A 1406-nucleotide genomic window follows, 5' to 3' on the forward strand; every position below is an offset into this window, starting at 1 on the left:
CCATTTTATAGTAACTCTAGATAAAGAATGAAGAGGATTAGTCCATATTACGGAGGTTTCAGACTATTATGTTTCTAACATAAAGTACTTCGTAGAAAAAGGTGACAAAATTCCTCTCAAGATTATAGACGTGATGGAAGATCAAAAGAGGGTCAAACTTTCTTATAAGGCAATAATGCCGAGATTCCAAAAAGATCCATTCAACTACACTCTTGAACATACCAAAGGTGGGTTCGAAGGTCTAGCCAATATGCTAAAAGAAAGGTTAAAGAATGATTAAATTAAATTTAGAAAAAGCCGTTACAGAACGTGCTATTGAAAAATATAACGATAAAGTTAGTGCAATCCATGCAGCAATGGAAAATTTCTCAAGTGAGGGTAATGATTTCTTAGGATGAAAAGATCTACCTTCAACATACAACAAAGAAGAATTTAAAGAAATTAAAAAAGAAGCTAAAAGACTAAAAGCTGAAGGTGTTGAGCTTCTAGTAGTAATCGGTATTGGTGGGTCTTACTTAGGAGCTAAGTCTGCTATTGATTTTGTACAAGGGAACTACCCAGTAAAAAGAGATATGGAAGTAATGTTTGTTGGTGAATCAATTTCTTCAACTGATCTTGCTCAAAAATTATCATATGCTCAAAATAAACAATTTGCAATTAATATGATTTCTAAATCAGGGGGAACAACAGAGCCAGCTCTAGCCTTCAGATTATTTAGAAAATTATTAGAAGAAAAATTAGGAGAATCAAACGCAAGTAAATTCATTATTGCTACAACAGATGCTAACAACGGGTCATTAGTTAGACAAGCAATCGAAAATGAATGAACAAAATTTGTTATTCCTGACAGTGTTGGTGGAAGATTCTCAGTTCTAACACCAGTTGGACTATTCCCAATGGCATGTGCTGGTCTTAACATTGATAAAGTTATGGACGGTGCTTCAATTGGTCAAAGATTATACGGTGAAGTAAACGCTAAAAACGACGCTTACAAATATGCTGTAGCAAGATACATTCTTGGTAAAAAATATGGTGCTGAAATGTTAGTATCATACGAACCACAAATGGCTTACCTAAACGAATGATGAAAACAACTATTCGGTGAATCAGAAGGTAAAAATGAAAAAGGACTACTTCCTACTTCAGCAATCTTCTCAACTGATCTTCACTCAATGGGACAATTCATTCAAGATGGTACAAAAATCTTATTTGAAACAGTTATGACAGTTAAAGAACCTAACTTCGATGTAAAAATTACAGAAGAAGAAAGAAACCTTGATGGTCTAAACTACCTAACAGAAAAAACAGTTCACGATGTTAACATGATCGCATTCGAAGGTGTTACTGACGCCCACGCTATCATTGGTAAAGTTCCAAACATCCACTTAGAAGTTGGAAAAATGGAC

Annotated in this window: 2 protein-coding genes; both read left to right on the top strand. The window is 34.4% G+C overall.

Going from position 1 to position 1406, the window contains the following annotated elements; translation table 4 throughout:
• A partial coding sequence (locus C4B25_RS04580) for a S1 RNA-binding domain-containing protein (RefSeq protein ID WP_131613971.1) occupies positions 1 to 280 on the top strand: 280 nt, incomplete at its 5' end.
• Positions 273 to 1406, top strand: a 1134-nt coding sequence (locus tag C4B25_RS04585) for a glucose-6-phosphate isomerase (RefSeq protein WP_246004303.1), incomplete at its 3' end; no start/stop codon positions are given. The genes C4B25_RS04580 and C4B25_RS04585, both read left to right, overlap by 8 nt.

The organism is Mycoplasma todarodis, from assembly GCF_004335995.1.
GTDB lineage: Bacteria > Bacillota_I > Bacilli_A > Mycoplasmatales > Metamycoplasmataceae > Mycoplasma_K > Mycoplasma_K todarodis.